We start from the raw sequence: 4,190 nt of genomic DNA, 5'->3' as shown, positions 1-4,190 counted from the left end.
CCCGTTTCAGCCAGCGTTGGCGTTGTGCGGAGGTGCCGTGGGTGAAGCTGTCTGGGACGACGCGGCCCTGCGTTTCCTTTTGCAGGGTATCGTCGCCGATGGCTTGGGCGGCGGTCATGCCTTCTTCCACATCGCCGGGTTCGATGCGGTCGCGGTTGGCGGCGGCCCAGACGCCGGCGTAGCAATCGGCTTGCAGTTCCAGGCGGACCGATGCGGCATTGCCTTCGGCTTCGCTGGCGGAGCGCTGGATGTTCGAGACCTTGCTCGAAGTGCCCAACAAATTCTGAATATGATGCCCGAATTCGTGCGCAATCACGTAATCTTGCGCGAAATCTCCTTTCGCGCCGAACTTATTGGCCAATTCCGCGAAAAAACTCGTGTCCAGAAATATGCCCTGATCGGTCGGGCAGTAGAACGGCCCCATCGCGCTCTGCGCCGCGCCGCAGCCGGATTGGCCGTTGCCGCCGTAGAATTGCAGGTTGGGCTTCTGGAACTCGCGGCCTTCGCGCGCGAAGATCGCGGTCCAGGTTTTCTGCGCCGAAGCGAAGGCGTTGCAGGCGGCCTTGCTCTCCGGATTGACGGAGCAGGCCTGCGTGACGGAGGTCGGCCCCTCTGACGATCTGGTCGCGACCTGACCGCCGCCGCCCCCGCCGCCGCCGCCAAGGATATTGCCCAGGCCACCCAGTCCGCCGCCGAACACCGCCATCAGGATCAGGACGACGACGATCCCGCCGCAGCCGAAGCGGCTGCCGATCATGGGCAGCAGGCCCATCAGCAAACCGCCGCCACCGCCGCCGAACCCGCCGCCGCCGGAGCCGCGCTGATCGCCGACGTTGATGTCGTTCGGATCGTAATCGTCGAGCCGCATCGGGCATCCTCAATCTGAAAGTTACGGGATTTGAAAGTTACGGGCGCGTCATGAATGCGCGAACCCTATGGCTGGTTGCACGTTGATCGCGCGCCGCGATGCGGCCATGCTCGCGGGCACATGATGGAGAGTGGGTGCATGTTCCTGAAAGGCAAGACCGCGATCGTCACGGGTTCCACGTCCGGCATCGGGCTGGCCTATGCCAAGGTGCTGGCCGGGGCGGGGGCTGCCGTGGTCCTGAACGGCTTTGGCGATACGGACGCGATCGAGCGGGAGCGTGCGGCGTTGGCGGCGCGGAGCGGCGCGCCGGCGCTGTACGATGCCGCCGACATGACCAAGCCGGACGAGATCGCCGCGATGGTGGACCGCACGGTTGCGCAGACGGGCGGATGCGATATCGTCGTCAACAACGCCGGTATCCAGCATGTCGCGCCGATCGAGGATTTTCCGGTCGACAAGTTCGACGCGATCATCGCGATCAACCTGTCGTCCGCATGGCACATGATGCGCGCGGCGGTGCCGCATATGAAGGCCAAGGGCTGGGGCAGGATCATATCGACCGCATCGGCGCACAGCTTGGTCGCGAGCCCCAACAAGAGCGCGTATGTGATGGCCAAGCACGGCCTTGCCGGATTGACCAAGACGATCGCGCTGGAGACGGCGGCGCATGGTATCACGGTCAATTGCATCTCGCCCGGCTATGTCTGGACGCCGCTGGTCGAAGGGCAGATCCCGGATACGATGAAAGCGCGGGGCATGACGCGCGAGCAAGTGATGAACGACGTCCTGCTGGCGGCGCAACCGACGAAGGAATTCGTGACCCCCGAACAGGTCGCGGCGCTGGCGCTGTATCTGTGCGGTGAGGATGCAAAGGCGATCACCGGCGCCAATCTGTCGATGGACGGCGGCTGGACTGCCGCCTGATCCCTCGGACTCTCCCGTAGTCAGGGTTTGAGCGGGGGAAGCGTCGGCAAATAGTCGCGGCCGGGCCGATCGATGATCGTGACGCGCGCGGCATTGGCTTGCGCGATCGATTTCAGGAAGGACCGTGGTTTCTTCATCAGGCCGGGCCGTTCGATGTCGGTCAGCCCGGCGCGGCGCGCCGCTTCCTGGACGAAATGCACGCAATTGTGGCCGTTCAGGCGATAGCGCCCGGCTTCACCGGGCCCGCCCCATAACGCGACGAGCGCCAGCATGTCGCGATATTGGTCATCGGTCAGCACGACCGAGAATTGGGCATCGCTGCCGTCGATATATTTGGGCGTGGCGATGTCGAGTTTGCCGGCGACGGTGCCCATCAGAATCGCGGGCGTGACCGACTTCGCGGTGAAACCGTAATTGACGTCGACCGGCGCACCGCCTGCATCGGGCACACCGCGCAGCGTGAAGAAAGCGTGCGGAAAGCTGTTGCCGAGTTCGTGGCTCCAGAAGGTGATCGTGACCGCGGCGTGCGCCGGCAGGGCCACGCCCAGCCAGAGGAACAGGATCGCGAGGACGCGCAAGGCGGATGTCATGGCGTCGTCGATACATTGGCCCTGACCCGCCGTGCAACATCCCCGATCAGGCCGGTAGCCGCGGCGCATCCGGGCGTTCCGGGCGGATGTCGATGGAGGCCAGCATCGGTTCGCCGGCCTTCAGCTTGGCGTCCAGCCGCTCGATCCCTTAATACACAGTCACACCGGCGCCGACCGCAAAGATGACGAGGTTCGGTTCCTCGTCCTGCGTCGCGTTTTCGGGCATCTCCGTTTATCGCGCGGACGATCGAACTTGTTTCGGGGATCGTCGTCGGCCCCGCATCCTTTTGACCGCCAAGTCGTTGGCCAGCTGCTGGAAAAAACAACGAACGGATCATTGCGATGGATCGACCGCCGGGCAAGAGTCGCCGCTATATCACCATCGTCCTGTCGATCTTCGTCGCGCTGGTGCTGGCCACCATCGTGGTGACGACATTGCAATATTGGACCGACAAGGCCGCGCCCGAGGGCCTTACCGGCGAAGCAAAGGACGCAGCGCCGCGATAACCGGCGTCAGAACGCCGTGACGGCCTTGCCGATGTCGAGGCGTTCGCCGTTGGTGACGACGACCTTGTCGCCGATCTTCGTGGCCTTGAACAATCGCCGCGCGAAATCGGTGGGTACGCCGACGCAGCCGTGGGTCATCAGGCCGGGCTCCATCCTTGGGCTGCCGTGGATGGAAATCCCGTCGTCGGTCAGCCGCTGCATATACGGCATTGGTGCATGGTAGATGTTCGAGACGTGATCGGCGTCTTTCTCGGTGATCGGGAACACGCCCAGCGGCGTCGGCTTGTCGTCGCCACCGTAGATGATCGCCGCCGTGCCGATCTCATAGCCCGCGCGGAAGATCGATAGCACTTTGGCTTGCAGATCGATGGTGACAACGATCGGGCCGGCGGGGGCGCCGGTTTCGTCCCAATAGGTATCGCCGATGCGCATCACGCCCGGGACGGGCAGGATATGACGGATGACATAGGGTTCCGGCGCTTCGGCCTTGGCCGCTGGTTCGGCGGCTGGCGGTTTCGCGGCTGACCGGATGGGCGGCGGCGCCTTCCTGGCGGGACGAGGCGCGGCGGGAATGTCGACGATGGGTTCCGGCGCGCGGTGGCTGGGCGCGAGCGCCAGCGCGGCGCCGAACGCGGCGGCAAGCGCGAGGCCGGCACAGGCCAGGAGGGTCTTGACGTTGGCCATTGCGCCGCTTTAGCACGGACCCGTTAGCGGATCGTTCCTGACCGACCGCGGCGGGTCACGCGCCCGCGGCGTCCAGCCGCTCTCGCTGATCCTCGCTCAGTTCCAGCGTCAGCGCGGGCAGCAGATCGTCGACCTGTGCCGCGCTCGTCGCGCTGGCGATCGGCGCCGTCACGCCGGGTTGCGCGATGAGCCACGCCAAGGCGATCTGGGCCAGCGTGGCACCGGTTTCCTCCGCGACGCCATCCATCGCATCCAGCACCGCTTTGCCGCGACCTTCGAGCAAATCGCCCATTCGACCGCCGCGCACACTTTTCGACAGGTCATCGAGCGTCCGGTATTTGCCGGTCAGGAAGCCGGAGGCGAGCCCGTAGTACGGAACGACGCCGATGTTCTCGGTGACGCAATAATCCTGTAGCTCGCCTTCGAATTTGTGGCGGCTGACCAGGTTATATTCGGGTTGCAGGACGTGGTAGCGGGGCAGGTGGCCAGCGGCGGTCGCCGCATCATTGGCGGATTTGAGGCGGACGGCGGAGAAATTCGACGCGCCGACGACGCGGATCTTGCCGGCCTGGATCAGGCGACCGAACGCCTCCAGCACCGCGTCCTGCGGGACGGCA

Annotated in this window: 6 protein-coding genes; 2 read left to right on the top strand and 4 right to left on the bottom strand. The window is 65.0% G+C overall.

All coding sequences use genetic code 11. The annotated features are described in order from the left end of the window. On the bottom strand, positions 1 to 868 hold an 868-nt coding region (gene ypfJ / locus VF649_RS06880; protein ID WP_331011221.1), incomplete at its 3' end, for a KPN_02809 family neutral zinc metallopeptidase. A 138-nt stretch (positions 869 to 1,006) separates the two neighbouring features. Between ypfJ and VF649_RS06875 the strand changes: the two genes are divergently transcribed. Next, complete coding sequence (locus VF649_RS06875; RefSeq protein WP_331011220.1) at positions 1,007 to 1,792, top strand: 3-hydroxybutyrate dehydrogenase; 786 nt, start codon at positions 1,007 to 1,009, stop codon at positions 1,790 to 1,792. Positions 1,793 to 1,812: 20 nt separating this feature from the next. Here the strand turns inward: VF649_RS06875 and VF649_RS06870 are convergent, their stop codons facing one another. After that, complete coding sequence (locus VF649_RS06870; RefSeq protein ID WP_331011219.1) at positions 1,813 to 2,382, bottom strand: hypothetical protein; 570 nt, start codon at positions 2,380 to 2,382, stop codon at positions 1,813 to 1,815. Between the two features lie 342 nt (positions 2,383 to 2,724). On the opposite strand from VF649_RS06870, the gene VF649_RS06865 reads away from it, so the two are divergent. Further along, the gene (locus VF649_RS06865; RefSeq protein WP_331011218.1) at positions 2,725 to 2,889 is read left to right on the top strand and encodes a hypothetical protein; all 165 of its coding nucleotides are present in this window, start codon (positions 2,725 to 2,727) and stop codon (positions 2,887 to 2,889) included. A gap of 6 nt (positions 2,890 to 2,895) precedes the next feature. On the opposite strand, the gene VF649_RS06860 is transcribed toward VF649_RS06865, so the two are convergent. After that, on the bottom strand, positions 2,896 to 3,573 hold the full coding sequence (locus VF649_RS06860) for a L,D-transpeptidase family protein (protein WP_331011217.1): 678 nt from the start codon (positions 3,571 to 3,573) through the stop codon (positions 2,896 to 2,898). 55 nt (positions 3,574 to 3,628) lie between these two features. Continuing rightward, the coding region (locus VF649_RS06855) for an aldo/keto reductase (protein WP_331011216.1) at positions 3,629 to 4,190 on the bottom strand (562 nt) is incomplete at its 5' end.

Source organism: Sphingomonas sp., assembly GCF_036387535.1.
GTDB lineage: Bacteria > Pseudomonadota > Alphaproteobacteria > Sphingomonadales > Sphingomonadaceae > Sphingomonas_R.
This window is presented reverse-complemented; position numbering and strand designations above follow the sequence as displayed.

Excerpts from the sequence above, each read along its gene's own strand:
- VF649_RS06875 (WP_331011220.1), top strand. The coding sequence starts at position 1,007 with ATGTTCCTGAAAGGCAAGACCGCGATCGTCACGGGTTCCACGTCCGGC.
- VF649_RS06870 (WP_331011219.1), bottom strand. The coding sequence starts at position 2,382 with ATGACATCCGCCTTGCGCGTCCTCGCGATCCTGTTCCTCTGGCTGGGC.
- VF649_RS06865 (WP_331011218.1), top strand. The coding sequence starts at position 2,725 with ATGGATCGACCGCCGGGCAAGAGTCGCCGCTATATCACCATCGTCCTG.
- VF649_RS06860 (WP_331011217.1), bottom strand. The coding sequence starts at position 3,573 with ATGGCCAACGTCAAGACCCTCCTGGCCTGTGCCGGCCTCGCGCTTGCC.